Source organism: Candidatus Sororendozoicomonas aggregata, assembly GCF_031528575.1.
Taxonomy (GTDB): Bacteria; Pseudomonadota; Gammaproteobacteria; order Pseudomonadales; family Endozoicomonadaceae; genus Endonucleibacter; species Endonucleibacter aggregata.
Genome location: NZ_JAVLSP010000036.1, coordinates 1 through 25,919 on the forward strand (window position 1 = coordinate 1; position 25,919 = coordinate 25,919).

A 25,919-nucleotide genomic window follows, 5' to 3' on the forward strand; every position below is an offset into this window, starting at 1 on the left:
GTGGTCAAGCTCGCCAACCTTGTGGTCAAGCTCGCCAACCTTGTGGTCAAGCTCGCCAACCTTGTGGTCAAGCGCGTCAACCTTGTGGTCAAGCGCGTCAACCTTGTGGTCAAGCGCGTCAACCTTGTGGTCAAGCACCTTAACATCGGAACGGGTTTCACCAACAACGCTGACAATATCGGTGAGCGTGTTCAGTTGGTGATCAGTGGGCGTGGTAATCTCATTTCCTGCGACTTCGCTCATACTACTTACCTTCTTTATTTTTCGTTTGACTCAAAGCCTAGCAAAGGTGATTTGTTCCGCAAGTGACAACCCCCAGTAAGGGATCAACCATCAACGCAAAGGAGAACGCGCCATGTGTGGAGGCGGAGGCGGTGGCAGCAGCACAGTACAAGCTGGCCCCTATGAACACGAAATTCTCCCATAGAAGAACGGCATAATAAGGTCATCGAGGCGTTCATCCCAGGAACGCGGTATCAACCTGTTTGAAACATGACCATCTTTTGCTATTTCCTCAGTAACAGTGCCTATAATAGGTTAACGTTCCTCATTCCTTTTCGCTCAGAGTCAATCACCAATAATGATAGAAAAAACAACCCAAACCACTTGGCGAAACAGCCTGGCTATTTACATGCACAGACGTGCAATCATTCTTTTTTTTCTGGGGTTTTCTGCCGGCCTGCCTTTGATGCTGGTCTTTTCCAGTTTATCGTTCTGGCTACGTGAGGCAGATGTCAGCCGCGCGACCATTGGCTTTTTTAGCTGGGTGGGACTGGCCTACGGGCTGAAGTGGGTCTGGTCCCCCCTTGTTGACAAATTGCCTTTACCCTGGCTTGGCAAACGTTTAGGACGCCGACGCTCGTGGCTGTTACTCTCACAGTTGGGTGTTGCTGGGGCACTGGCAGGAATGGGCGTCACCGACCCGGCCAATAACCTCGGAACAATGGCACTTTTTGCCGTGTTGGTGGCGTTCTCATCAGCAACACAGGACATTGTGATTGACGCCTACCGTATTGAATCAGCTGAACAACGCCTGCAGGCAGCGCTAGCCGCCACTTATATGGTGGGGTACCGGCTGGCAATGCTGCTGGCAACAGCAGGTGTTCTGTCCATCGCCGCCTGGTTCAGCACCACGGGTGACAATAGTTATGAGCTGTATCCCTGGCAGATTGCCTACCTGGCAATGGCGGGCTTTATGGGTATCGGTATTGTCACCACGCTGCTTATTGCTGAGCCTGAAGCCCCGGAGCAACCGGTCGCTGAGCGAAAAGCACGGCAATGGCTGTCTGAATACGCCTTTATCCCAACATGCCTGCAAAAGCCTGCTGGCTGGTTTTACGGAGCAGCAGTGTCGCCTTTTGTGGATTTTGTTCGCCGTTATCGCTGGCATGCGGTAGTCATTCTTGCCCTGATCAGTACCTACCGCATCAGTGATATTGTCATGGGCATTATGGCTAACCCTTTTTATGTGGACCTTGGCTATACCAAAGAAGAAGTCGCCACTGTCTCCAAGGTAGTTGGTGTCATCATGACCCTGGTTGGCGCTGCCTTTGCCGGGGGACTGATGATCAGGTTGGGTATTATGCGCGTGCTGTTTATTTCAGGGCTTATGGTGGTCGTCACTAACCTGATGTTTGCCTGGCTGGCAACCCTCGGGCATGACCTGTTGTGGTTCACTGTGGTGATATCCCTCGACAGTCTGGCAGGTGGTATGGCAGCAGCGGCGTTTATCGCCTACCTGTCCAGCCTGACTAATATCAGCTACTGCGCTACGCAATATGCCCTGCTAAGCTCAGTGATGATGTTATTTCCCAAGTTTGTTGCCGGTTTTTCCGGTGTCATGGTGGATCATATGGGGTACAGTGCCTTTTTCGTGGTAAGTGCTCTGATTGGCCTACCTGCTTTAGTGTTGATTGTGTTTGCTTCGCGCTTTTCATCAGTATCACAATGAAAGCCCGGAACCTGACGGGCTTAATACCTGACCACCTTAAGAGCCGACAAAATGTTCTGACGTCCAACTTGCCAGGCTCCTAGCTAGAAAGGGTGATTGATGTTACATTGCCAGCGACCCCTTTAAATCAGCACCTATGCTCAGCATGTCTCCCGGAAAAAAAGCAACAGACAAGACCCCCTGACCTAATGAAAATAATAGCTTTTGGTAAAACTCTACTACTGCTGGCGCTACTCTTTCCCCTGATAACAATGGCCTCTCCCCTCAAAGGGTCGCTCGAAGGCATCAAAGGTCCCCTTAAAGAAAATGCTGCTCTGTATCTTGATGCGTTGCCTGATATCACTACCGATAACTTTATTGCTCTGCGGCCACGTATGAAAGAAGAAATACAGCACGCCCTGCAGGCCCTGGGATATTATCAATCGTCTGTCGTTGTTCATTCTCCTCCCCCTGGAAAAGATCACTTTACTATTGATGTAACTCCCGGGCCTGCCACTCGCATTCGGCAGCTGACTGTCTCAGTGCTCGGTGAAGCAAAGGCAGATCCGGCTTTCTCAAGCTTATTGCAGAAACTGCCGCTGTCTGAAGGCGATGTCATGAATGACAGAGAATATGAAAGCATCAAATCATTGCTATCAAGCCTGGCTGCTGCCCGTGGCTATTTTGACGCCAGGTTTACCCAACACACGGTTAAGGTGTTTCCCGCTGATCATATGGCAGATATCACCCTCATATTTAACGCCGGCGCGCGTTACCGGTTTGGTCACATTGAATATGGAAAAATGAGCGAGCCAACACTGAAGCTCCTGAAAACCATGATTTTTATCGAGCCAGGTGATCCCTTCGACTCAGTAGTCCTGGGCAAACTCAATCAGAACATATCGTCTACCGGGTATTTTAACCGGGTGAATATACATCCCCTTGAACATGACAGCCACAATCATCAGGTACCGGTATTTATCCGCGTTAAGCCCAAATTGAATCACGAATTTGAGGTGGGTGCTGGCTATTCCACTGATGAGGGGCCACGGTTTTCACTGAACTGGGACAAACCCTGGATAAATGATCACGGTCATAGCCTGACTAACAAGCTATCAGTTTCTGCAAAAACCCAGACATTAACATCCAGTTATAAAATTCCCGACGGCAATCCATTGCAAGATTTCTACGACCTCCAGCTAGGTTATCAGCGCAATGCGCAGAGAGATACCAGCAGTACACTTGTGTCTACTTCGATTCACCGCTGGTTCAAGCGTTCTGTGGGTGACCCGCAAAGCTGGGATCAGGATATATTCTTCCGCGTAGATTATGAAGACTATACCCAAAGTGAGCAGAGTGATAATCAATTGCTGTTAATACCGGGTGTCTCGTTCAGCCGACGACGGGAAAAAGGAGGAACAGACCCATACTGGGGGGACCAGCAACTGGCCAAAATTGAGTTATCCCGGCGGGAGTGGGGATCTGATACCGACTTTATCAAAGTCTGGGGGCGTTCCAAGTGGCTGCGTACCTTTGCCAGCGCGCACCGGATTATCACCCGCTTTGAGCAGGGCGCTATCTGGGTCAATGATATTTCCAGCATCCCGGCCTCCCTGCGATTTTTCGCTGGCGGTGATCAGTCTATTCGAGGCTTTAGCTATGACAGCATTTCCCCCCGCAACAGCAAGGATGAACTGACCGGTGCCCAGTACCTGACCACAGCCAGCTTTGAATACAATTATTCCCTGTATCCCAAATGGCGAGTGGCTGCCTTTGTGGATACCGGTACTGCCACCGATAACTATAACGACAAATGGAAAGTCGGTACCGGAGCGGGCATTCGATGGATCACCCCCTTAGGGCAAATTAAAATGGATATTGCCTTCGCTGTCAGCGAACCGGGCTCACCCTGGCGGATTCACTTTTCCATGGGGCCTGAAATATGAACTGGCTGAAAGGTACACTGGCCTTTATTTTTCTGTTGCTGCTATTGGTTGGCAGCCTGTTGTTCAGCCATTCTGGTAATGTCTGGCTGTGGCAACAGGCAAAACACCGCTGGCCTGAACTGGCCGGTGAACTCAAAGAAGGTCATCTGGGTACCGGCTGGGTCTTTCAGGGGTTGTCATGGAACAGTGCTGACGTCTCCTTTTCTTCAGACAACCTGACACTGCACTGGCAGCTTTCAGCGTTGCTCAATGGTCGGTTGTTGATTACGGAGCTGCTCTTGCAAAAAGCAACCGTCGCCCTTGGTCGGCCTGAGAAAAGTATTTCCCCAAAAGCAGGGCAGAAACCAACAGAGCCCCAAACACGTCTTAATCTGCCTGTAGCCGTGGATATTGAAACGGCGACTGTGACTGACTTTTCATTTCAGCAGGGCGCAAATACCATTACGCTTGATTATTTAACATCAAGGTTGTCTTTGAACCGCAAAGGACTGACTGCGGATAAAACACGGGCTGACGGGCTGACCACCCAATGGTCAGGCGCACCGTCTGAGTCAGCAGGACCGGATAACAAAACCGTTGAGCTGCCCGTTGTGGATTTACCCTTGGCAATCACCGTGAATGACCTCGAGCTCTCCCGCTTCCAATACAATGAAGAGCAGCTTTTACACATTCAACTGACAGCACAAGCCCGTCAACATACAGTGACTATTGACTCACTCACCCTCAATCACTCCATGGTCAATGCAACGGCAAAGGGTAAACTCCAGCTCAAGGACCATTACCCCCTGTCATTATCTGTAAATACCACCTTGAAACCGGCCCTGACGGGCGATCTTTCTGCGACACAGCATCTGGCAGCAACGGTTTCGGGCGATTTGATGAATATGGCACTGGAGCTGAGAGCGCAGGGTCCGGTTAATGCCACATTATCCGGTACGCTGAATGCCCTTTCGCCTGACCTGCCTTTTGAGGCTTCCCTAGGGTGGAGTCCAACACCGTGGCCACTGACAGGCAAAACCCCGGATGTATCTTTCGGTAAAGGGTCTCTTACCGCAAAAGGCTCATTAACCGACTATAGCGTTACGCTCAATACAACTGTTGCCGTTCCCTCACAGCCCCCAACCACGCTGACCCTCAAGGGCAGGGGTAACACAGACAGGTTTCAGGTTGACAGCCTGAATGCTGTGACAACTGACGGGAAAGCTGACATCAGTGGTATAGTGAACTGGCGCAAGGGCATCACCTGGCAGGGTACTTTGACGCTGAAGGCATTCAACCCGGAATTATGGCTACCTGAGCTACCTGGCAAGCTCAATGGGAGGATTGCTCATACCTTTTCCTATCAAGATAATCACTGGGCATTGTCCATAGACGATATGGTGATGGCAGGCACCCTCAGAACATACCCGGTGTCATTACAAGGGAGCATCACGGGCAATAGCCAAATGGCATGGAACCTTGAGCAAGTGGGAGTAGGCATCGGTGACAATAAGCTGACAGTCGATGGTTCTCTGGCTGACCGGTGGAAACTTCAGGCGCACATTGAAGGTCCCCGGCTACACCAGCTATACCCGGGACTCAGTGGTTCTTTCAGCGGTAAGGTCACCCTCAAGGGTAACAGGAACCGCCCCCGGATTGACTATCGCCTCAGTAGCCCCTCTATTACCTGGGAAAATATCACGCTACTGAGCGTCGACAGTACGGGTACTATTGAAAAAAAGGGGGAGGTCAATGGAAAACTGGCGCTTGCCGTTAAAAAAGTCCAGGGAACGTCGCTAACCCTGGATCAGCTCAAGCTCATTGTGCAGGGCAGTGAAAGTGATCATACACTTTCACTGTCTGTGGCCGGTGATCCCATAGGTGCCGATGCCAGCGTCACAGGCCACTGGCAAAACCAGCAGTGGACGGGGCTATTAGAAAAAGCCCAGTTGCAAACACCAGCGGGCCAATGGGTATTGCAGGCACCTGTTCAAGTGCATCTAAATCAACAGCACGATATTGCCGTATCAGAGCAACAGTGGTTATCAGGTCAGTCCAGGCTAACCGTTGCGCCTTCGAAGATCACCGACAAAGGCGGACAGACAGCCTTTGCGATAAAGGGTCTTGAGCTATCTTCTCTGTCAACCTATTTCCCGGAACACTTTTCCTGGAACGCCAGGGTGTCTGGACAAGGTTCATTACACTGGCACAACGCTATTCCTGAGTTAACACTGAAGCTATCAACGACCCCCGGCACCATTAAGGTCAATGCGCTGGAAAGCCAGTACAGCGAACTGACACTCGATGCCTCACTGTCTGAACAGACGCTGCGGTCACATCTGAATTTTCACTCCAAACAACTAGGGCAGGTGGTTGTCAGTCTTTCCGTCAACGACGTGCAGCACCAACGCACTTTAGATGGTGAGGTATCCGCTCAGGGATTTATGCTCGGTGTGTTAACCCCCTTTGTGCCTGAAGTGAGTAACATTACCGGCACGCTGTCAGCAAAAGGGCGCTTTGCAGGCTCGCTCAATACACCGCTGTTTTACGGCGATATTGCCCTTAATGAAGGGGACATAACAACAACGCAAGATATTGTTCATATTTCCCGGCTCAATACCCTTGTGCAAATTAACGGTGATACGGGCAAGTTAACCGGGCATATGCAGGTAGGCACAGGAATGCTGTCACTCGGTGGTGATATTAGCTGGAAAACACGCCCTCTGACGGGGAAGCTGGTACTCAAGGGGGATAAACTGGCGATCAAGTACCCCGGTTTAGGGGAAGTCCATCTTAAACCTGATATTGCGTTGAACATTGGCACAGAACTGTCACTGACGGGCAAACTCAACGTTCCCTGGGCACGTATAGCCATTAAGTCATTACCTGAAAGTGCGGTCAGTCGTTCCAGCGATGTCGTGATCGTCTCATCGAATAACAACAAACAACCAGCACACCAGGATGCCGACGGCTCTCCTGTTGATATCAATGTCACCCTTCGGCTTGGGCAGGATGTCCACCTTGATGCGTTCGGGCTGACAACCGAGCTTCGTGGTAATGTGGGCATTGAAAAATCCCCGGGGAAGCCTCTGGAAATGCAGGGCACCATCAACCTGAAAAAAGGACGATATCATTCTTTGGGACAAAACCTTGTGATTAAGGAAGGGCAAATTATTTTTTCAGGTCCGCCTGATAACCCTTACCTGTCTCTGAAAGCTATTCGAAACCCTGATGCCATTGACGGAGATGTCACCGTCGGGATTGTTGTTGACAGTCCCCTCAAACAACCAAAATGGACCCTGTTTTCACAACCGGCAATGTCTCAGACTGAACAGTTCTCGTATTTATTGAGAGGGCGGAGCCTGGATGCTAGCTCTGAAGATAGCGCTGTACTGCAATCTATGTTGCTGGGGCTTGGCGTCAGTCAGCTAGGTGGCATGGTCAACTCTATCGGCGCCACACTCGGACTTGAAGATGTTGTCCTCGATACCGAGGGGAGTGGTGATGAGACTCAAGTGACCGTCAGTGGTAACCTGTCACCCAATATACAGGTGCAATACGGCATTGGTGTTTTCAACTCAGTGGGTGAAGTCAAAGTTATTTACCAGTTAATGCCCAGGCTCTACCTTCAGGCCGTCAACGGCGTATCGCAGGCCCTGGATATATTTTATCGTTTCTCCCTCAAGCAGCCTGTTTCTAAGTGAGCATTCTGGAGAACACGTAATATACTTTTATCTTTTATCCTTATTTTTATAACGGGTCTGGGGATTACGCACTGCCTCAAACGCTTCACCCTAGAGTGTGCTTTTATTTTTTAAGCCTTCATTGATTGAGAAAAGGGAGGGGGCGATGTTACCCTTCTTTCAATAACATGGGAGGGGACTCGGCTGACCCGGGACTCATGCACAGCAATGGAGAAATCATGACTTACTGCCTGCGCCAGGGTGTCGTATTGACCCTTTTATTTACAATCAGTTTATTGAGTGCCTGCGGTTTTCACCTGCGTGGCCGGGTAGATATCAATAGCGAGCTGAAAACCTTATCCATCTCAGGAAGCCACCAGCACTATACGCGCGAGTTAACCCGGGCATTACAAGTCGGCGGTATTACCGTGAGTGACAGTGCCCCTTACACGGTGAATGTCATCAAGGTTGATGAACAAACAGGCGATCAAAACCTGTTATCCGCTGGCCGCTCCGAACAGCAGCTGACCCTCAAGGTCACATACCAGCTTGAAACCCGGGACAAATTACCGCTGTTTAACCCTGTCACCCTGGAAACCATGCGCTTTATTTCCCTCGGCCAAAATCAAAGCAATGCCGCACAATCTGAAAAACAGCTCACCTTCGAGGAGCTACGCCAGATACTGATCATCCAGAACGTCCAACGTATCGCCAATATCAGCAAACGTGAGCTTAAAGCAGAAGAAGACCGTGTCAGAGAGGCACAGGCGCAAAAGCAGGCTGCAGACCAGAGCAGCACTGGTCAATGAAAATCAGTCCAGAGCAACTGTCAGCTCAACTAAAGCAACAGGTAGCATCTGTATATATCGTCAGCGGTGATGAACCCTTGCGGGTGGGTGAAAGTGCTGATCTTATTCGCCAGCACGCCCGTCAGCAGGGATTTTCTGAACGGACTGTTTTCCATGTCGACACAGGCTTTGACTGGCGTGATTTTTTAGCCGCTGTTCAAAGCTTGTCGCTATTTTCAGAAAAAAGGCTTATTGAACTGCGTATACCCAATGGTAAGCCCGGTGATGAGGGGCGAAAGGCACTGACCACCTACTCACAAGTTTTGTCCCCTGATAACCTGTTGCTGATCATTACAGGTCGTCTTGAAGGCGCTACACAAAAAGCCAAATGGTTTAAAGCCCTTGATGCCAGCGGGTTATTTATTCCCATATGGCCCATTGAGCCTAACAAACTGCCAGGCTGGATGGGTCGCCGACTCAAAGCCACCGGCTTTGAAATCAGCCCCGAGGCATTGGCTCTGTTAGCGGAACGCATTGAAGGTAACTTGCTGGCAGCAGCACAGGAACTTGAAAAGCTCAAGCTTCTGGCCAAAGGGCAGTTCATCAGTGAAGATATCGTAAGGGAATCTGTTTCAGACAGCACGCGTTACGATGTCTTTCATTTGTCCGATGCCGCCCTGGCTGGAAATGTCAAAGCCTGCATCAGAATACTTGGCGTATTAAAAGGAGAGGGGATAGAGCCTCCGGTTATCTTATGGGCACTTACCCGGGATATCCGTTTACTCAGCTATATCAGCAGGCAGTTATCACGTGGTATCACCATGGATCTTGCAATCAAGCAGGCAGCCAAAACCGTTGGTTTCTCACCTTTTCTGTTAAAGCGCAGACTCCCTTTGATCAACAAGGCTATTAAACGACATGGGGAGAAAGGCTTTCGCGACCTGTTGTTACAAGCCGGCCAGATTGATCGGGAAATAAAAGGGCTGGAAAAAAGTAATCCGTGGAATAGCTTGAGAGCACTATCCCTTGAACTTGCAGGTCTTTTTCCCATCGCAAGCCAGCAGAAGTGACATTGCTTGCAGTGGGGCGGTTTTTCAGAAGCAGTCTTAAAAGTCTGCCCGTAGCGAGGACTGCGAGAAATGGAGGATAAAAAGTCACTTTTGTGAGGAGAATAGCGGGACTATTTGACGAACAAAAGCGACTTTTTAGACCCATGTATCGTAGCCGCAGTAGGAGCATGACTTTTAAGACGGCTTCTCAGCTAACTGATGACAGTTATTGGAAAGCGCTTCAACGCAGAGCTGGCATTCAGACTGTCAGCGCAACAGCGTCGTTAGAATAGGATTGGTATTACTGGCTTTCAATTGCGACGGTTAAATTACAGAGCCCATTTAAAATTGAGTATCATAGAATTGAGGTCATAATTTGACTGGAGTTCTACGCTGGAAGTATCGGTTAAACAGCTTTCAGCCCTCATTTTACCGGAGAAGCGGATTTTACCACACTTGCCAAAGTCAAAGCGGGTTTTTTCTTTAATGAAATGAATGCTTTGTTTAATTGGTTTGGAAAAGCCCATGGACTCAAGGCCAGTGAATATGGTTATTGTAGCTGCTTTTTCTACAAACTTGTCAGGGGCGTCAAGTGCTTTATAGACAAATTTACCCACATTCTCTTTAGATAATGAATAATTAAAATTAATGTCAATATTGGGACGTTTTTTTTTCGGCGTTATGGGTGTCTTGTTTTTTTTCCATTCAATAGAAGCAATGTCTTTTGAAAATTCGGTTGTGTAAATAGTCTCTGTATCTGATGCTTTTGTTGAGTACGATGCAATATATAAGACAAAACCGGCAAGACTGTACTGATACAGTCTTTTAGTCGACCAGTGTAAGTTTAGCATCATGCCCATAGCGAGTCCTTGCTTATCTGGCTTGTTTTCTTCAACCAAGCATATCTATCTATAAGTATTAACTATCGGAGGTGATTATATGTTAATTAAAGCATATATCCTTAAAATCTGTTATTTTAAATAGTTATATGTATTTTCACGGTGCTGGGAGCCTGTCGGACTTAAGACAATTTCGGCCTAAAATCCAGAAAGTGCGAGAAAGTGCGAAAAAGTGCGGCCAGAATTTCCGATCAATTTGCTTAAATAGATCAACTATTCGCACAAATTGATCGAAAATTCTGACTCGCCCTACTGAATTTTATGCTCAAAAGCATAAGTCCAACAGGCTCCTAGGTCTTCTGATTAGCCAGGAAACCCTTTCGTTTCCTGAGCGCCGATAAGATTCTCTCTAAGCCCGGGACATGAATTTTCCTGTTTCTGTATTAACCTTGATCTTTTCACCCGGACTTAAGTATTCTGGCACCTGCACTTCCAGACCTGTGGACAGACGCGCGGACTTGGTTCTGGCAGCTGCTGAGGCTCCCTTTATTGAAGGGCTGGTATCAACAATACTAAGGGCCACTGAAGAAGGAAGTTCAAGGGCTAATAACTGCCCTTCGACCAGCACAGCTGTGATACCCTCCTGCCCCTCATGGATATAGCGTAGTGATTCCTCAATAGTGCCGATATCCACAAGGTATTGATTATAGTCATCAGTGTCCATAAATGCGCACTCATCACCTTCACGGTAAAGGTAGCTGACGGGGCGTCTGGTCAGGTGAACATCGTTGAGAAAATCATCCCCGGTGAGCGTCTGGTCCAGCTTCTGGCCCCCTGTTAAGGTGTTGAAGCGGACTTTATAGAGCGTTTGCGCTCCCCTGGCTGAAGGGCTTTTGGTTTCTATTTGGCGGGCAATATAGTATTGATCATTGATGCTAACAATCTGGCCTTTTTTTAACTCGCGAGCGTACGGCATTAGTATCCTCTGTATCGGAATAGTCAGCGGAAAGAATCAGTGAGTGGCTCTCACTCCCAGTGAGAGGAGGCGGGTCATCCAGTTCAAGCACCTGTAAATGACTTCCAGACAGTTGGAGAAAACCCTGCCAACGGCAAGAGCCATCCGTCGTAAAATAAAAACGATAACTGCGCTGCAAACACAATTGACCACCACCGGCTCGCGTTATCCGAGTCTGGAAGCGAATTACAGAGCCATCAAGAAACTGGTAACGTAGATCCCGGCAAGCTTTTTTGCTGAGTAATTCGGCTCTTTCCCTTGCCTTTGCCGTGTCCAGCCAGTAAAGCAGAGCAACCCCACCCACTATTAGCCAAATAAGTATTTCCATCGACGTATTCTAGAATGTTTTTATTAATAATGCTAAAAGCCTGTCGGACTTAAGACAATTTCGGCCTGAAATCCAGAAAGCGCGAGAAAGCGCGAGAAAGCGCGGCCAGAATGGCCGATCAATTTGCTTAAATAGGTCAACTATTCGCACAAATTGATCGAAAATTCTGACTCGCCCTACTGAATTTTATGCTCGAAAGCATAAGTCCGACAGGCTCCTAAGAAGCAGTCTTAAAAATCTGCCCGTAGCGAGGAACACGAGAAATAGAGGATGAAAAGCTGTTCTTGTGAGGCGAAAAACTGCCTTATGCTGACAAGGTTGAGAAACTGGAGCTGCTTCTACCTTAGTAAGAGTCTGATAATAACTTCCCAGTTTTGCCGTTCAGGCTGAGCCTGTCGAAGCTCGCTGCCACCACCGTTCAACTCTTCGGCAAGCTTAGAACCCAGGGTGAACGAAAATCGGGAAGTTATTTTTAGACTGCTCCTCAGGCAGTGAAGGCATCTCAAGAATAAGCTGATTGGTTTGAGCTGACTATAACGCTGCTTTTATTGGCGCTTACCGTAAACGATTGAAAACAGAGTAAATGAAACACATCCTTTTTACCCTGAAGGGCTGTCCATTTGAACTCCTTGATGACAAAGAGTTCATTCGTGTGCTTTTGTATAAAGCAACAAAAGAGTGTAAATCCACTTTACTTGATTTGGTTGTCCACAAGTTTTCCCCCCAAGGAGTAACGAGTATTGCCATGCTCGCTGAGAGTCATATCAGTATTCACACCTGGCCAGAGAGAGGGATGGCAATATGCGATGTCTTTGCTTGTGGAGATACTGCTACACCAGAAGATTGTGTAGAATATATGAAAGAACAATTGAAGGCAGTTGACATTGTTTCTCATGAATTTGTTCGCTCTTTGGAATGATTATGTGAAATAAACGTCTGCAGGTTGAGTGCTATCGACCCGGCGCTAGTAAAGTTGCACATGTTCACTGCCATACCACTGAGGGTGTTGCGAAAAATGGTAAAGCCGCTTCCGGTATAAAGCGCTGCTGTAAAAAGCTGTAAAAAAACTTCCTGCCAGAGTTTGTCTACAACGCCAATAAGCTCCCCACTCAGGAACTAATGGTGAACATGGCGGCGATGGATGTCTCAAGAAGCACAAGTCAAAATTAAGACCTTGAAAATAGCCTGAACCGAAAGGGTACTTCAGCCGAGCCAAGCGGGTGGTGAATTTCGTCTAGCATTCTGCTAGTATACTTTTGTCTTGACCTACCCTCGGGAAGAGGGAAAGTAAAGCCTGGGGAGTTGATGTAAGTCCCTTGCGGTCGTATCCATGAAGCAGGAATCTCGACAAAATCGTGAGAAAGTGGCCGCCTGGCGGGAATCCTTCAGCCACATAGCTGGAAGCGGATGTCAATTGAATCCATTTATGAATCAAACCAATAAACAAGGTGCGGTGCTTGCCATTTCGGCGTTTGTTATGTGGGGGCTTGCTCCAGCCTATTTCAAACTGCTAGCGCATGTTCCATCCATCGAGATCATGATGTATCGCATTGTTTGGTCTTCGCTACTGCTGGCTATCATTGTTACCGCAAGTAAAAACTGGAATAAAATTGTCGATCTGGCGCGCGATAAAAAAGCAATGCTGACCCTCATCGCCTCATCCTCATTTTTAGCGTTTAACTGGTGGTTGTTCATTTGGGCTATCAATAATGGACACATCCTGGAAGCCAGTTTAGGGTACTACATCAATCCACTGCTAAACGTCGCTCTGGGTATGCTTTTTTTAGGCGAGAGACTATCAAAATTACATTACGCTTCGGTGGCGTTGGCTGTGGTAGGAGTCATGGTTCAGGTAGTGACATTTGGCTCCTTTCCATTTGTTGCCATTGGGTTAGCAACCTCATTTTCCATTTATGGTTTGATCAGAAAGACCGTCGCGATCGATTCCATATCCGGCTTAACCATTGAATCCCTTGTATTGTTGTTACCGGGCGTCATGTATTGGTGCTTCTATGCCTCTAGTCCTGAAAGTAACATGGTTGCCAATGACCTGACGACGAACGTTATTATTGTGATGGCCGGTGTCGTTACAACGGCGCCATTGTTGTGTTTTGTTGCCGCCTCTCGTCGACTTACATACTCCACCCTCGGTTTTTTCCAGTACATTGGACCGAGTATTATGTTCTTGATGGGAGTGCTGCATTATGGAGAACAGGTAGGACAAGACCGTTGGCTAACCTTTATATTCATTTGGTCAGCATTAGCGTTATTCAGCGTAGCTTCTTATCGTACTGGAGGCGTCACACAAAGCTAAGCAAATGTTAAGAACCAGTCTTAAAAGTCATGCTCCTACCGCGGCTAAGATAAATGGGTCTAAAAAGTCGCTTTTGTTCGTCAAATAGCCCCGCTATTCTCCTCACAAAAGCGACTTTTTATCCTCCATTTCTCGCAATCCTCGCTAAGGGCTATTCTCGGTCAGGCTCCTAGCCCTCATTCCAAACAAGAGGTTCGGATTGCCAGCTAGAAAATTGCTCATCGTCTTTCTTCAGTAATGTTCTAAAATCAAACTTCTTTACTTTTAGTGGGTAAGCCACTGAAATACAGGGCTTTGAGTCACCTGCAATCGCCGCTGTCGCTATGGGGTGTGGTTGAACGGCAGCAGTTGTTCTTGTGGATGTGGATGTGGATGTGGATGTGGATGTGGATGTGGATGTGCTAGCCATTGTCATTTCAGTTAAAACTACGGTTCCAGTAGGGTAACTTATCTGTGATACCGTGGTGACTACACCCGTTTCTTCTGCCGTGGTCTTATGAGTGATACATCTGATCGTACCAACATCGGGGACTTCCTGACGACTAATGGATAATTTATGCCCCGGATGACCAGGGTGGTCATTTACTAAGTGTTCTCTGTATTTCTTTTCTAGCTTAAACCACTTTCTTCCCGGACAGAGAGGGCAATGTATAAGGGCAACGCCCCTTTCATGTGACTTCAAATGTTTCTGAAGGGTACCCTTTAGTGGAAATTTTTGATCACAGTGAACGCATTTAAAAGGCGTTTCTCCAGTATGAATTCGCATATGCGCAATGAGATTACCTTTTTGACTAAAGAATTTATGACACACCTCACATTCATAAGGCTTTTCTCCGTTATGGACTCTCTTGTGCAGTGTTAATTTGTAGCCAGATTGAAGCACCTTACCACACTCGCCACAGATATAAGTGTTAGCCATAGAATCCCTCATTTTTAAGCATGACAGATTTATTCAAAGTATAGTTTATAAGGCTCTGTCTCAGGGTCAGGCCCTGAATCTTGAACGTTGCCTGACAATCATTTTACTCATTGCCGAATAGCGCAGTTCAATGCAGTTCAAAAAAGTCGACAATGGCTCAGGTTCTGTTGACATAAGAACCCAGGATGACGTCGTTGCCTAGAAGGTATTTCAGATACCGACTCATCTTTTTGTCGGCTGACTTCTATACCGTTTCTGTGCGACAATAAACTGTTAAATCCCTCAAATAAACGACATTAGATTAACGCTTCTTACTGACCAGCAACTAAAAAGCGATTGCTTATAGCTTGGTAAACTACACTTTAAATGTGGCTTTCTATGCTCAACAGAGCAGGGGGTTGTATGCCTAAAGAATATGTTTGTGATGAATGTGGAAAGGAATATAGCAGGAACGACCACTTACTCTCACACAAGCGAACCCATTCTGAAGAAAAGCCTTTTGTATGCCCTATCTGTAATGGCAGATTTAAATACCCACATTCTCTTACCAGGCACTTAAGGAGCCATGCTGGGCAAGGCTCTTATCAGTGCACTGAGTGTAATGCGTGTTTTCTCGACAGTACACAATTGACTAATCACGTGAATAGTCACGCGGTTAAAAAGCCCTATCCATGTCCTTTGTGTGGCTATGGCTTTGGACGACCATCTGATCTAAAGAAACACTTGGCAAACCATGGCAAATACTTTTATTGCTCTGTCTGTTCGAGAGGGCGATTTACGTACAAGGGTAGCTACGAAAAACATATGAAAAAGTTTCACGGTGTCTCTGTTGAATCAACCATTGGTTCACAGGAAGTCCCTGATATGGGTCCGGTAAGCTCTGTCACTCATACGACAACGGCAGTAGAAACAGGTGTAGTCACTTCGGTATCAAAGATAAGTTACCCCGATGGCAGAAACATGGTTTTTACGCAAACGACAACGGCTGCCACCGCCACCGCCACAAGGACAACGCCATCCGCCACAGGCACAACCCCACCCGCCACCACTCAACAACCGTACCCGATAGTAGCAGCAACGGCCACAACTTCTGATCCTAATAGCGCTGTTTCAGAAACTCACCCAGAGAGCATTGAAAGGTTTGATTTCGACACAGCTCTGGGGGGAGACGATGGATTTTCTGACTGGCAATCCGACCCTCTTGACTGGGGTTAGCGGTTATGCCAACAACCTGTTGAGCAACACACCCTGAACTTTTCTGTTCAAAACACCATTGTACAAAGGCTAATAAACTACACTTTAAATGTAGCTTTCTATGCTCAACAAAACAGGGGGGGGGTTGTATGCCTAAAGAATTTACCTGTAATGAATGTGGAAAGGAATTTATCTCAAGCGCTCATTTAAAATCACACAAACGAACCCATTCTAATGAAAGGCCTTTTGTGTGCCATGCCTGTGGTAAGAGCTTTAAACGCCCACATCATCTCACCAGGCACTTAAGGGAGCATACTGGGGAACTCCCTTTTCAGTGCGACAAGTGTAATCAGGGTTTTGTCGATAGCGCACAACTCAATAATCACATGCATAAGCACGCAGAAAAAAAGCCTTTTCTATGCCCTTTATGCGGTTGTGGCTTTGCCCGAAATGCTGATCTAAAGAAACACCTGGCAAACCATAACAATTACTTTTTTTGCTCTGTCTGTCCGAGAATAGGGCGATTTAAGCACGAGGGCAGCTACCAGGCACATATGAAAAAGTTTCACGGTGTCTCTGTTGAATCAACCATTGGTTCACAGGAAGTCCCTGATATGGGTCCGGTAAGTTCTGTCACTCATACGACAACGGCAGCAGAAACAGGTGTAGTCACTTCGGTATCACAGATAAGTTACCCCGATGGCAGAAACATGGTTTTTACGCGAACGACAACGGCTGCCACCGCCACCGCCACAGGCACAACCCCACCCGCCACCACTCAACAACCGTACCCGATAGTAGCAACAACGGTCACAACCTCTGATCGTGATAGCACTGTTTCAGAAACTCACCCACAGAGCATTGAAAGGTTTGATTTCAACGCAGTTCTGGGGGGAGACGATGGATTTTCTGACTGGCAATCAGAACCAGTGAGGTGGGTTTAATACCAACCAATAGCCTGTTCCAGCTACGCTTTACCCTGACAAACCAAATACTCCTGGTCATGATGAATGATCATGAAAGCTGCTTGATGGTTCACACCCCAAGACTCAGTAATCCTCAGCCAACACCATATTATCCCGGTGAATCAACTCCTCTTCCCCTTCGTACCCCAAAGATGCACAAATAGCACTGCTGGGCTTGCCGATAATTTTACGGGCCTCTCCATCGCTGTAGTTCACCATGCCCCTGGCAACCTCTTTGCCAGAGAGATCCCGGCAAGTCACCATCTCGCCACGCTGAAAGGTACCCTCTACAGACACCACGCCAACAGGCAGTAAGCTTGAGCCTTTATCTGTCAATACGTGAACAGCGCCGTTATCAAGCACCAGCACGCCCAGGGTACGCAGATGCCCCTGCAACCATTGCTTGCGGGCGGTAATTTTTTCCTGATCAGGCAATAACAAGGTGCCAGTTTCTTCCTGCTGGTACAGTCTGCTAAGTATATTTGGCGTTTTTCCGTGAGCTATGACTGTCACCGCGCCCGAACTCGCTGCCAACCGACCTGCTCTCAGTTTGGTTTGCATGCCCCCGCGACCAAGCTGACCAGAGCCATCGCCAGCCATGGCATCCAGTGCCTTATCATGGGCCCGGGCTTCTTTGATCAGTGTTGCGCCAGGCACTTTTCGGGGGTCAGCGGTAAACAAGCCGTCCTGATCCGTTAGCAAAATCAATGCATCTGCATCAATAAGGTTGGTGACCAGAGCCCCAAGGGTATCGTTATCACCGAAACGAATCTCATCAGTGATAACGGTATCGTTCTCATTGACCACCGGGGCAATACCGTGTTCAAGCAGGGCATTAAGTGTCGCGCGGGCATTAAGGTAACGCTGGCGGTTGCTGTGGTCCGCGTGGGTGAGCAGAACCTGCGCGGATTGCGCACCAAAACGCTGAAAGACCTGCTCCCAGGCACGTATCAGGCGTGCCTGACCTACAGCAGCCGCTGCCTGCAGGTTGCTCAGGGCTGTGGGACGATTTTGCCAATGTAACTGCTCCATCCCTGCTGCTACAGCACCAGAGGAAACGACGACAACATCAATTCCCTTATTGCGAATTGCGCAGATCTCTGCCGCCAGGGCATCAAGCATTGCCAGATCCAGCCCCTGTCCATTATCAGTGATCAGAGCGCTGCCGACTTTGACTACCCAGCGCTGGCTATCGTGCAACCGTTGCCGTTGTGACATTGTTACTCCCCCCTCTTATTCTATGGTGCGTAGAATACCTCAACATCCGCTCCGTCTTCATCTTCCTGCTCAGCAGCTAATTTTGCTGCTTTGCGTGCTACACGGCGAACTTCCGCAGCTTCACGGGTCCGCTCACGGGCCTCTGCCTCCATGCGAATCCGTTTATTTTCTTCAGCGCGGGCCTGTTCTGCATCCTGGCTTTCCAGCTCAGCGCGCGCTTCGATGAACTGCATAATGTCATGACACAGAGCGTCAGTGCCTTGCCTGGCAATGGCGGCAGTCTCGTACACCGGCCCCTGCCAGTCAAGGGCGTCAATAATACGCTGACGGATAACAGCACGCTCATCTTCAGGTAGCAGGTCAACTTTATTCAATACCAGCCAACGGTCACGGGATGCCAGCTCTTTACTGAATTGCTCCAGCTCACTGATAATCGCTTTTGCGCTGTCAACAGGGTCTGTCTCATCAAAAGGCGCTACGTCCACCACGTGCAAGAGAATCCGGCAACGTGCCAAATGTTTCAGGAATCGAATACCCAGACCAGCGCCTTCAGCGGCACCTTCTATCAATCCGGGAATATCTGCCACCACAAAACTGCGATGCTGCTGAACACTGACCACGCCGAGGTTAGGCACCAGCGTGGTAAACGGATAATCCGCAACCTTCGGGCGCGCGTGGGAGACCGCGCGGATAAAGGTGGATTTGCCGGCATTGGGCATCCCGAGTAACCCCACATCGGCAATGACCTTCAGCTCCATACGTAGTTTTCTGAACTCACCCTCAGAACCCTGGGTTGTCTGCCGTGGCGCACGGTTTATGCTGGATTTAAAGCGGGTATTGCCCAGTCCGTGAAAACCGCCCTGAGCCACCTTGATACGCTGACCAGCATAGGTTAAATCACCTGCGACTTCTTCCGTTTCATCGTCCACCAGCGTGGTACCCACCGGAACTTTCAGGGTGATATCCCTCCCCCTGGCACCGGTGCAATTGCGGCCGCGCCCCTGCTCGCCACTTTCTGCCTGATAGTGCCGCTGGTAACGGTAATCCACCAGCGTGTTCAGGTCGTTGTCAGCAACAATATAAACACTGCCGCCATCACCACCATCACCACCGTCAGGGCCGCCCTTATCAACAAATTTTTCCCGGCGAAAACTCAGGCAGCCGTTACCGCCTTTACCGGCTTGAACGCTGATAAGCGCTTCATCAACAAATCTCATACTTTAATCTCCCAGCGCACTGGACATAAGCATTTGAAAATTATCCAAACACCCAGGAGCCTGGAAACTATTCACAATCGTTTATGAACTGTAACCGTCGATAAAAGTCACTTGTTTTGGGCTTTTTTCGTTATATAGCACCACTATGAGCACCACTATGCCCCCAAAAAATTGAAAAACAGGCAGCTTTTCTCATCGGTTTTACTTTCACAAAAGATCATGGACAGCTTCTTAAAAGCGCCATCTGGAATGTCTCCCAAACTCATTTTTCCAGCGCGATCACCTGTGCCAGGGCCAGAGCAGCAATGGGACAGAAAAGCCGGAAAACTGTTTCAGGAAAAATCCCCACGAAGAAACGTTTGAATACAGAAAACCCCGCACAGGGCGGGGTTTCTGAAACCAGCCACACAAGGCTGATCACGAGGAGTCACTACGCAGCAACAACGCGAACGTATTTACGCTGCTTAGGCCCTTTCACCTCAAACACAATCTTTCCGTCAGCTTTGGCAAACAAAGTGTGGTCCTTGCCAATACCTACGTTTTCACCGGCGCGGAAACGTGTACCACGCTGACGAACAATAATGTTGCCTGCACGAACAGACTGACCGCCATACATTTTCACACCAAGGCGCTTACTTTCTGAATCGCGACCGTTACGGGTACTACCGCCAGCTTTCTTATGAGCCATTATCTACTCCTTATCCCGCAATACCGGTGATCTTCAATTCAGTGAACCACTGACGGTGGCCCATCTGCTTGCGATGATGCTTACGGCGCCTGAACTTGATGATTTTGATCTTGGGGCCACGACCATGGCTGACCACTTCAGCAGTCACCTTGGCACCTTCAACAACGGGGGCGCCCACTTTGATATCTTCGCCGTCAGCAATTAGCAGAACATCGTCGATATCAACACTGCCGCCGGCGGCAACGTCGAGCTTTTCTACTTTGAAGGTTTCACCTTCGGCAACGCGATATTGCTTGCCGCCGGTTCTTATAACCGCATACATAAATTTACTCCGAAAATCCTGTAGAGCCTCTTTGTCAAAGGCATCCGGCACGCCCGTGCTGGCAGCAAGTCAGCTGGAATAGCACCGGAATTTTGGCTATCTAAAAATCACAACGATTACCGGATGACACCGCATGGTCGACCCGACACTTCGCACCGTGTCGGCAAACCTGACAAAAAAGGCTGCCACCGCAGATTTTCAGATAGGCCGCAAATTCTAAAGAAGTTCAAGCGCCAGGGCAAGTATAGGCGTCTGTCGGACTTAAGACAATTTCGGCCTGAAATCCAGAAAGTGCGAGAAAGTGCGAGAAAGTACGAGAAAGTACGGCCAGAATTTCCGATCAATTGGCTTAAACAGGTCAACTATTCGCACGAATTGATCGAAAATTCTGACTTGCCCTACTGAATTTTATGCTCGAAAGCATAAGTCCGACAGGCTCCAAGGGAGTCCTGCCTGCTGCTGGCCTTCAGATTTGTAATAAGAAGCCGTCTTAAAAGTCATACTCCTGCTGCGGCTACGGGCAGACTTTTAAGACGGCTTCTAAGAATGAATCTCCCCTGCGGTCTTCTGATTGTGATTGCGCAAAAATGGCGGTTTAACCTGATTTCAGGTTAAACGGCAAGATCGGCGTTGATCTTGGCACACGGTAAATAAAGCCCTCCCTTAAACCAAAAAAAATCAACAGAATCACCATTCTATTGACAGATCCCACCCTGCTCCATACGATTCCCCATTTACCCCACCTTTATAACAGCCGTAGCCCTATGCCAGACACAAAGCAACCCTCTTTTCAGGTCGTTGTGCTTGATGACTTTGAGCGAGTTAATACGTGCATTCGCGAGCGACTGCACTCCGATGTCAGCCTCGTCAGCAAGATTAGCAGCTATATTATCCAGTCCGGTGGTAAACGTCTGCGTCCGCTGCTGGTATTACTGACAGCCCGTGCCTGTGGCTATAAAGGTGTTGACCATATCCCTCTGGCTGCCATTATTGAGTTTCTGCACACCGCCACCCTTTTGCATGACGACGTGGTAGATAAATCGGATCTTCGCAGGGGGCGCGATACCGCCAATGCCCTATGGGGTAATGCGCCTAGCGTGTTGGTTGGCGACTTTCTGTACTCCCGGGCTTTTCAAATGATGGTCAAGCTGGAGAACTTTCAGCTGCTTAAGATTCTTGCCGACGCTACCAATGTTATTGCTGAAGGCGAAGTAATGCAGCTCATGAATGTGCACAATGCCAATGTGACACAAGCACACTATATGGACGTTATTCGCTGTAAAACTGCCAAGCTGTTTGAGGCCTCTACCTACACGGCCAGCGTGCTGGCCTGTGCGGATAAAACCACCGAAAACGCCATGGCTGAATACGGTAATTGCCTGGGTATTGCCTTTCAGCTGGTTGATGATCTTTTGGACTACACAGGCGACAGTGAAGCGATGGGTAAGAACCTCGGTGATGACCTTGCTGAAGGTAAACCCACCTTGCCACTGATCTATACCATCGCTAACGGAAAACCTGAGCACAAGGCGCTGGTGCGTCAGGGCATTCAAAAAGGGAGCCTGGAGAGCATTAGCGCGATTGTTGAGGCCGTGCGTGATTGTGGGGCCCTGGATTACACCGCAAAAAAAGCACAGTATTACGCCAGTAAAGCAGCTGATGCATTAAAGGCACTGCCTGCCAGTGAATACCGCGAAGCCATGGAAGATCTGGCGCGCTTTGCGATAGAGCGAACCCACTAAACCAGAATGCATTTAATACCCATTGCCTCTTTTAACTCTGACAAAGACCGGCCTTTATAGGGCTTAGCCGAGATTTATACTGCAGTCAGAAAGTTAACCTCGTTCCCACGCTCCGAGGGTTTCGCGACAGTGGTGCAGACAGGCAATCACCTTTTCACCTTTACTTTCGTCATTTCCGCAAAGTTAGAGTTCCACGGCTGGCATGGATTTATGCCTTCGCAGAAATGACGAAGGAGACATGCACAGTCGTATTTAACCTTTTTGCCACAACGTTGTTGACAAACACCGGGAACGTGGGTACGACGTTACAGAAAGACCTGACCTCAGCTTTTTTTCAACTTAAACAACAACTGGCGTTTACAAAGAATTATTTACAGGGTCTATTCCTGGTATTCTGGTGGCGTATCGTTACTACGCAGAACGTGGGAAGAGACATCAGCCTTTCAATCAAGCAGACTTCTACGCCCGCTTAAACGTCAGGACGGGAAAATACCTCTCGACCATCAACAAATGTTTTAAGCACCGAATTATCGCTGCCAATAACGGCGAGGTTTGCCCGCTTGCCTATCTTTATACTGCCGACTTCCTGCTCAATACCCAGCAAGGTGGCCGGTGTTAATGATGCCATATGAACAGCATCCAAAGGGGGCACGCCTGCCAGTTCAACCATATTACTCACGCCCTTGTTCAGCGCCAGTGTACTGCCTGCCAGCGCACCGGAATCCGTGCGGGCAACCCCCTCTTTCACGGTAACCATTAATTGACCGAGTTGATAATCACCATCACTGAGGCCACCGGCGCACATGCAATCAGTAATCAGTGCCGTTTTATCCGCCCCCTTAAGCCGATGAACCATCGACATCATCACAGGGTCCACATGAATACCGTCAGCAATCAGTTCTGCCAGAATATCCTTATGGTGCAAGATTGCACCTGCGGTGCCTGGCTGGCGGTGATGCAACCCCAGCATCTGGTTAAAAATATGCACTCCGCCGACGGCGCCGGCCTCAAAAGCCGCTACAGTCTGTTGGTAAGTCGCCCCCGTATGCCCGACCATGACGTTGACCCCCTGACCGGCAAGGTACCGAATGATTGCCAGCGCTCCATCAACTTCCGGGGCAATGGCCAGAGATTTTAAGGTGCCGCCACCGGCAGCGATCATGGCGTCGACCCGCTCACGGGTGGGTTTCAGAAAGTATTCGGCAGCATGAGCCCCTTTAAACCGCTCCGAGAAGAACAAACCCTCACTGTAACTGCCAAGTAACCGCGCGCCTTCTACGCCTTTGTCCATGGTTGAGTGAACGTTGCTCAAGGCGGCCAGCGTGGCCTCCCAGGTAGAAGTAACGGTTGTGCCTAAAAAACCGGTAACGCCGTTACCGGCAATATGTTTGGAGATAGTATTGAGTGCGTCATAGGTGGCGTCCATTACATCAGCGCCCGCACTGCCATGAATGTGCAGGTCAATAAGCCCGGGTATCACTCTGGCACCTGTCATATCAACAACAGGGTCATTTGTACCGGGTAATTCACCAATACCTGTGATCTTTCCATCGGTCACCCGGATACAGGTATCAGCCAAAATGCCATCTTCGCAATAAACTTCGCTGGCCCTGAGATAAAAGCTATGCATACTGACTACTCAACTTAATCCAATAGCGGTCATTGTAACGTCAGGGGTGCTGGCATGTAACTAGGAGCCTGTCCGAGAATAGACTACCCTACTGCGGTTGCGATAAATTGGTCTAAAAATTCCTGCTTCTTCGTCAAATAGTCCCACTATTATCCTCAGAAGCAGAAATTTTTATCCTCAATTTCTCATAATCCTCGCTACGGGCGCTATTCTCAGTCAGGCTCCTAGACATAGTCACGAAAATTGAAGACGATAGGAAAACCCTTATCCGCAAGAAGAAGGGTCAATTAATCGCACAATACAGACTTCAGGGTCACGACTTTTACCGGCTTTCCTTAATTGTTGCTGGTACGTCTCCCAGTACTTTTGCTGATTTGCGCACAGGTCATACAAATACTGCCAGGTATAAATGCCTGAATCATGACCGTCATCAAAAACCAGCTTAATAGCATAATTACCCACCCGCTCAACCCCACTCAGACGCACATGCAGCTTGCCCGCTTGTACCATAGGGTTGCCATGACCACGTACTTCCGCTGAGGGACTCAGTACTCTCAAGAACTCTGCCGACAGGCGATACGACTCATTGTCATCATAGGCAACGGCCAGCTCATTGGCGCCTTTGCGCAGGTTCAGGCCAGCAGGTATTTTTTCAACCATCTCCATCAAGTGCCTTTTCTCTCAACAACAACAGGCACCGGTATGTATTAGGATGCCCATGCTTTGATCAATCAATGCTAACCTGAAAATCAGAGAATGTAGCGACTGAGGTCTTCATTTTGCACCAGCTCACCGAGGTGCTGGTCCACATAGTTCGCATCAATAACCAGTGCCTGCTCGCCTTGGTTAATAGCCATATCGGCAGCACTGAAAGAGATCTCTTCAAGCAGACGCTCCATCACCGTATGCAAACGGCGCGCACCAATATTCTCCGTGGACTCATTCACCTGCCAGCCCACTTCAGCAATGCGGTTAATACCGCTTTCAGCGAACTCAATGTTCAGTTTTTCGGTGTGCATTAGCGCTTGGTACTGCTCTGTCAACGAGGCATTGGGCTCTTTCAGGATGCGGACAAAATCTTCGGTGGTCAGTGCTTTTAGCTCAACACGAATGGGCAAACGACCTTGTAACTCTGGAATCAGGTCAGAAGGTTTAGCCAAATGGAAAGCACCGGAGGCAATAAACAGAATATGGTCAGTTTTTACCATGCCGTATTTTGTAGAAACCGTGCAGCCTTCAATCAATGGTAGTAAATCACGCTGGACGCCTTCGCGGGAGACATCAGCATTAGAACCACTGGCGCGTTTGGCGACTTTATCGATTTCATCGATGAAGACAATACCGTTTTGCTCAACCGCGTCAATGGCACGTACTTTCAGATCGTCTTCATTGACCAGCTTGGAAGCCTCTTCATCCTGCACCAGTTTAACGGCATCTTTCACCCGCAGTTTGCGCAGTTTTTTCTTGCCACTGGAGAGATTGGAAAACATGCTTTGCAGCTGGTTGGTCATCTCCTCCATACCAGGAGGCGCCATGATCTCAACACCCATTGGGGTTTCACGGACATCAATCTCGATCTCTTTGTCATCAAGCTGACCTTCGCGCAGTTTTTTGCGAAATACCTGACGCGTACTGTTGTTCTGTTGTGGCTCAGACTCTTCACGAAAATTTCTCGGTGGCGGGAGTAAGGCATCAAGGATACGCTCTTCTGCCGCGTCCTGCGCGCGGTCGCGCACACGCTCAATTTCCTGCTCACGCAGCATCTTTATTGCCGCATCCATCAGGTCACGGACAATAGACTCCACATCTCGCCCAACGTAGCCGACCTCGGTAAATTTTGTCGCTTCCACCTTCATAAAAGGCGCATGGGCCAGCTTGGCAAGGCGGCGGGCAATTTCGGTTTTACCCACGCCGGTGGGGCCAATCATCAAAATATTTTTGGGGGTAATTTCGTTTCGCAGTTCTTCATTAAGCTGCATGCGGCGCCAGCGGTTACGAAGCGCAATGGCAACAGCACGCTTGGCATCGTCCTGCCCAACAATATGTTTGTCCAGTTCATGAACTATTTCACGGGGTGTCATGGTAGACATATCAGAAAACTCGCTTATTTCTCGTTCGAATCAGGCTGGAGACAGCTTCTGAGTACATTGTTT

22 protein-coding genes are annotated in these 25,919 nt (G+C 48.7%); 10 read left to right on the forward strand and 12 right to left on the reverse strand.

What is annotated here, in order from left to right; all coding sequences use genetic code 11:
- The coding region (locus V4C51_RS08700; RefSeq protein ID WP_330925764.1) for a hypothetical protein at nucleotides 1–243 on the reverse strand (243 nt) is incomplete at its 3' end.
- A gap of 337 nt (nucleotides 244–580) precedes the next feature.
- Here V4C51_RS08700 and V4C51_RS08705 point away from each other — a divergent pair.
- From V4C51_RS08705 to holA, 5 genes are all read left to right on the forward strand, one after another.
- Nucleotides 581–1,951, forward strand: a complete 1,371-nt coding sequence (locus V4C51_RS08705; RefSeq protein ID WP_330925765.1) for an AmpG family muropeptide MFS transporter — start codon at nucleotides 581–583, stop codon at nucleotides 1,949–1,951.
- Nucleotides 1,952–2,139: 188 nt separating this feature from the next.
- Complete coding sequence (gene tamA, locus V4C51_RS08710) at nucleotides 2,140–3,876, forward strand: autotransporter assembly complex protein TamA (protein WP_330925766.1); 1,737 nt, start codon at nucleotides 2,140–2,142, stop codon at nucleotides 3,874–3,876.
- Nucleotides 3,873–7,559 (forward strand): autotransporter assembly complex protein TamB, encoded by a 3,687-nt coding sequence (gene tamB / locus V4C51_RS08715; protein ID WP_330925767.1) that lies wholly within the window; start codon nucleotides 3,873–3,875, stop codon nucleotides 7,557–7,559. Before tamA ends, tamB begins: the two co-directional genes overlap by 4 nt.
- Before the next feature lie 218 nt (nucleotides 7,560–7,777).
- Nucleotides 7,778–8,347: an LPS-assembly lipoprotein LptE gene (locus V4C51_RS08720; RefSeq protein WP_330925768.1), complete on the forward strand. Its 570-nt coding sequence runs from the start codon at nucleotides 7,778–7,780 to the stop codon at nucleotides 8,345–8,347.
- Nucleotides 8,344–9,396, forward strand: a complete 1,053-nt coding sequence (gene holA / locus V4C51_RS08725; RefSeq protein ID WP_330925769.1) for a DNA polymerase III subunit delta — start codon at nucleotides 8,344–8,346, stop codon at nucleotides 9,394–9,396. Before V4C51_RS08720 ends, holA begins: the two co-directional genes overlap by 4 nt.
- 308 nt (nucleotides 9,397–9,704) lie before the next feature.
- On the opposite strand, the gene V4C51_RS08730 is transcribed toward holA, so the two are convergent.
- From V4C51_RS08730 to V4C51_RS08740, 3 genes are all read right to left on the reverse strand, one after another.
- Nucleotides 9,705–10,229 (reverse strand): hypothetical protein, encoded by a 525-nt coding sequence (locus V4C51_RS08730; RefSeq protein ID WP_330925770.1) that lies wholly within the window; start codon nucleotides 10,227–10,229, stop codon nucleotides 9,705–9,707.
- Between the two features lie 394 nt (nucleotides 10,230–10,623).
- On the reverse strand, nucleotides 10,624–11,190 hold the full coding sequence (gene efpL, locus V4C51_RS08735) for an elongation factor P-like protein EfpL (protein ID WP_330925771.1): 567 nt from the start codon (nucleotides 11,188–11,190) through the stop codon (nucleotides 10,624–10,626).
- The gene (locus V4C51_RS08740; protein ID WP_330925772.1) at nucleotides 11,150–11,557 is read right to left on the reverse strand and encodes a DUF3301 domain-containing protein; all 408 of its coding nucleotides are present in this window, start codon (nucleotides 11,555–11,557) and stop codon (nucleotides 11,150–11,152) included. Before V4C51_RS08740 ends, efpL begins: the two co-directional genes overlap by 41 nt.
- Before the next feature lie 583 nt (nucleotides 11,558–12,140).
- Between V4C51_RS08740 and speD the strand changes: the two genes are divergently transcribed.
- Nucleotides 12,141–12,476, forward strand: a complete 336-nt coding sequence (gene speD, locus V4C51_RS08745) for an adenosylmethionine decarboxylase (RefSeq protein ID WP_330925773.1) — start codon at nucleotides 12,141–12,143, stop codon at nucleotides 12,474–12,476.
- A gap of 411 nt (nucleotides 12,477–12,887) precedes the next feature.
- Entirely contained in the window at nucleotides 12,888–13,871 is a 984-nt protein-coding gene (gene rarD / locus V4C51_RS08750; protein ID WP_330925774.1) for an EamA family transporter RarD, read from the forward strand.
- Between the two features lie 169 nt (nucleotides 13,872–14,040).
- Here rarD and V4C51_RS08755 read toward each other — a convergent pair whose 3' ends face one another.
- On the reverse strand, nucleotides 14,041–14,790 hold the full coding sequence (locus tag V4C51_RS08755) for a C2H2-type zinc finger protein (RefSeq protein WP_330925775.1): 750 nt from the start codon (nucleotides 14,788–14,790) through the stop codon (nucleotides 14,041–14,043).
- A 402-nt stretch (nucleotides 14,791–15,192) separates the two neighbouring features.
- Between V4C51_RS08755 and V4C51_RS08760 the strand changes: the two genes are divergently transcribed.
- Entirely contained in the window at nucleotides 15,193–16,005 is an 813-nt protein-coding gene (locus V4C51_RS08760; protein WP_330925776.1) for a C2H2-type zinc finger protein, read from the forward strand.
- Between the two features lie 128 nt (nucleotides 16,006–16,133).
- Nucleotides 16,134–16,928, forward strand: coding sequence for a C2H2-type zinc finger protein (locus V4C51_RS08765; RefSeq protein ID WP_330925777.1), 795 nt, complete (start codon nucleotides 16,134–16,136; stop codon nucleotides 16,926–16,928).
- Nucleotides 16,929–17,033: 105 nt separating this feature from the next.
- Here the strand turns inward: V4C51_RS08765 and proB are convergent, their stop codons facing one another.
- The 4 genes from proB to rplU form a co-directional block, all read right to left on the reverse strand.
- Nucleotides 17,034–18,167, reverse strand: a complete 1,134-nt coding sequence (proB, locus tag V4C51_RS08770; RefSeq protein ID WP_330925778.1) for a glutamate 5-kinase — start codon at nucleotides 18,165–18,167, stop codon at nucleotides 17,034–17,036.
- A 20-nt stretch (nucleotides 18,168–18,187) separates the two neighbouring features.
- The gene (cgtA, locus tag V4C51_RS08775) at nucleotides 18,188–19,384 is read right to left on the reverse strand and encodes an Obg family GTPase CgtA (protein ID WP_330925779.1); all 1,197 of its coding nucleotides are present in this window, start codon (nucleotides 19,382–19,384) and stop codon (nucleotides 18,188–18,190) included.
- Nucleotides 19,385–19,814: 430 nt separating this feature from the next.
- The gene (gene rpmA / locus V4C51_RS08780) at nucleotides 19,815–20,072 is read right to left on the reverse strand and encodes a 50S ribosomal protein L27 (RefSeq protein WP_330925780.1); all 258 of its coding nucleotides are present in this window, start codon (nucleotides 20,070–20,072) and stop codon (nucleotides 19,815–19,817) included.
- A 10-nt stretch (nucleotides 20,073–20,082) separates the two neighbouring features.
- Complete coding sequence (gene rplU, locus V4C51_RS08785; protein WP_330925781.1) at nucleotides 20,083–20,394, reverse strand: 50S ribosomal protein L21; 312 nt, start codon at nucleotides 20,392–20,394, stop codon at nucleotides 20,083–20,085.
- A gap of 764 nt (nucleotides 20,395–21,158) precedes the next feature.
- On the opposite strand from rplU, the gene V4C51_RS08790 reads away from it, so the two are divergent.
- Nucleotides 21,159–22,136 (forward strand): polyprenyl synthetase family protein, encoded by a 978-nt coding sequence (locus V4C51_RS08790; RefSeq protein WP_330925782.1) that lies wholly within the window; start codon nucleotides 21,159–21,161, stop codon nucleotides 22,134–22,136.
- Between the two features lie 469 nt (nucleotides 22,137–22,605).
- Here V4C51_RS08790 and nagA read toward each other — a convergent pair whose 3' ends face one another.
- From nagA to hslU, 3 genes are all read right to left on the reverse strand, one after another.
- Nucleotides 22,606–23,766, reverse strand: a complete 1,161-nt coding sequence (gene nagA, locus V4C51_RS08795; RefSeq protein ID WP_330925783.1) for an N-acetylglucosamine-6-phosphate deacetylase — start codon at nucleotides 23,764–23,766, stop codon at nucleotides 22,606–22,608.
- Between the two features lie 264 nt (nucleotides 23,767–24,030).
- Nucleotides 24,031–24,432, reverse strand: coding sequence for a DUF971 domain-containing protein (locus V4C51_RS08800; RefSeq protein WP_330925791.1), 402 nt, complete (start codon nucleotides 24,430–24,432; stop codon nucleotides 24,031–24,033).
- A gap of 83 nt (nucleotides 24,433–24,515) precedes the next feature.
- Nucleotides 24,516–25,874 carry an HslU--HslV peptidase ATPase subunit gene (gene hslU / locus V4C51_RS08805; RefSeq protein WP_330925792.1) on the reverse strand — a complete coding sequence of 453 codons (1,359 nt, stop codon included), beginning with the start codon at nucleotides 25,872–25,874 and terminating at the stop codon, nucleotides 24,516–24,518.
- Nucleotides 25,875–25,919: the final 45 nt, after the last annotated feature.

Coding starts and splice junctions, on each gene's coding strand:
- tamA (WP_330925766.1), top strand. CDS start 2,140: ATGAAAATAATAGCTTTTGGTAAAACTCTACTACTGCTGGCGCTACTC.
- proB (WP_330925778.1), bottom strand. CDS start 18,167: ATGTCACAACGGCAACGGTTGCACGATAGCCAGCGCTGGGTAGTCAAA.
- holA (WP_330925769.1), top strand. CDS start 8,344: ATGAAAATCAGTCCAGAGCAACTGTCAGCTCAACTAAAGCAACAGGTA.
- rplU (WP_330925781.1), bottom strand. CDS start 20,394: ATGTATGCGGTTATAAGAACCGGCGGCAAGCAATATCGCGTTGCCGAA.
- efpL (WP_330925771.1), bottom strand. CDS start 11,190: ATGCCGTACGCTCGCGAGTTAAAAAAAGGCCAGATTGTTAGCATCAAT.
- V4C51_RS08705 (WP_330925765.1), top strand. CDS start 581: ATGATAGAAAAAACAACCCAAACCACTTGGCGAAACAGCCTGGCTATT.
- V4C51_RS08740 (WP_330925772.1), bottom strand. CDS start 11,557: ATGGAAATACTTATTTGGCTAATAGTGGGTGGGGTTGCTCTGCTTTAC.
- V4C51_RS08760 (WP_330925776.1), top strand. CDS start 15,193: ATGCCTAAAGAATATGTTTGTGATGAATGTGGAAAGGAATATAGCAGG.
- V4C51_RS08720 (WP_330925768.1), top strand. CDS start 7,778: ATGACTTACTGCCTGCGCCAGGGTGTCGTATTGACCCTTTTATTTACA.
- speD (WP_330925773.1), top strand. CDS start 12,141: ATGAAACACATCCTTTTTACCCTGAAGGGCTGTCCATTTGAACTCCTT.
- V4C51_RS08800 (WP_330925791.1), bottom strand. CDS start 24,432: ATGGAGATGGTTGAAAAAATACCTGCTGGCCTGAACCTGCGCAAAGGC.
- nagA (WP_330925783.1), bottom strand. CDS start 23,766: ATGCATAGCTTTTATCTCAGGGCCAGCGAAGTTTATTGCGAAGATGGC.
- V4C51_RS08730 (WP_330925770.1), bottom strand. CDS start 10,229: ATGATGCTAAACTTACACTGGTCGACTAAAAGACTGTATCAGTACAGT.
- tamB (WP_330925767.1), top strand. CDS start 3,873: ATGAACTGGCTGAAAGGTACACTGGCCTTTATTTTTCTGTTGCTGCTA.
- cgtA (WP_330925779.1), bottom strand. CDS start 19,384: ATGAGATTTGTTGATGAAGCGCTTATCAGCGTTCAAGCCGGTAAAGGC.
- rpmA (WP_330925780.1), bottom strand. CDS start 20,072: ATGGCTCATAAGAAAGCTGGCGGTAGTACCCGTAACGGTCGCGATTCA.
- rarD (WP_330925774.1), top strand. CDS start 12,888: ATGAAGCAGGAATCTCGACAAAATCGTGAGAAAGTGGCCGCCTGGCGG.
- V4C51_RS08790 (WP_330925782.1), top strand. CDS start 21,159: ATGCCAGACACAAAGCAACCCTCTTTTCAGGTCGTTGTGCTTGATGAC.
- V4C51_RS08755 (WP_330925775.1), bottom strand. CDS start 14,790: ATGGCTAACACTTATATCTGTGGCGAGTGTGGTAAGGTGCTTCAATCT.
- V4C51_RS08765 (WP_330925777.1), top strand. CDS start 16,134: ATGCCTAAAGAATTTACCTGTAATGAATGTGGAAAGGAATTTATCTCA.